Origin of the sequence: Streptomyces sp. HSW2009, assembly GCF_040240285.1 — a bacterium.
Classification (GTDB): domain Bacteria; phylum Actinomycetota; class Actinomycetes; order Streptomycetales; family Streptomycetaceae; genus Streptomyces.
On sequence record NZ_JBEHZD010001110.1, the window covers coordinates 1 to 744 of the forward strand.

Below are 744 nucleotides of genomic sequence, written 5' to 3' on the forward strand. Positions count from 1 at the left end.
GACCCCCGCGAGCTACACAAGGCGTCGCGTCGGCAGCGTCAGATTGGTATACGAGACAGGCGGAGCGCCCGTCGGCAGACGGGACGGTCGTTCTCGACACCGGCGGTACGGTCCGTGCCGAGTGCGCCCCGGCCGCGCGGGGGACCGGCCGATGAGCGTGCTGCAACTGCTGTTCGCGCTGCTGCTGGTGCTCGCCAACGGCTTCTTCGTGGGCGCCGAATTCGCCCTGGTCTCCGTCCGCCGCAGCCAGATCGAGCCGCAGGCGGCGGCCGGTTCGAGCCGGGCGCGCACCGTGCTGAGCGGCCTGGAGAACCTGCCGCAGATGATGGCCGCCGCACAGTTCGGCATCACGGTGTGCTCGCTGACGCTGGGCGCCGTGGCCGAGCCGACCGTGGCCCGCCTCCTGGAACCCGCCTTCCACGCCGTCCACCTGCCGCACGCGCTGGTTCACCCGCTGGGGTACGCCATCGCGCTGGCCGTCGTGGTCTGCCTGCACCTGGTCATCGGCGAAATGGTGCCGAAGAACCTGGCGATGGCGGCCCCGGAGCTGACCGCGCTGTGGCTGGCGCCCGGCCTGGTCACCTTCGCCCGGCTGTGCCGCCCGGTGACCGCCTTCTTCGGCACCTGCGCGCACCGCGGGGGGGGGGGGGGGGCCGGGGGGCCGCGCGGCGGGGGGGGGGGGCCCGGGGCCCCCCCCGCGCGCGCCCGCCCCGAGGCGCCCCCCCCCCCCGCCCGGCGGCGCGC

The 744-nt window shown here is 76.2% G+C and carries 1 protein-coding gene; it reads left to right on the top strand.

What is annotated here, in order from left to right; genetic code table 11:
• Positions 1–151: 151 nt before the first annotated feature.
• A partial coding sequence (locus tag AAHZ94_RS34800; protein WP_349997655.1) for a CNNM domain-containing protein occupies positions 152–744 on the top strand: 593 nt, incomplete at its 3' end.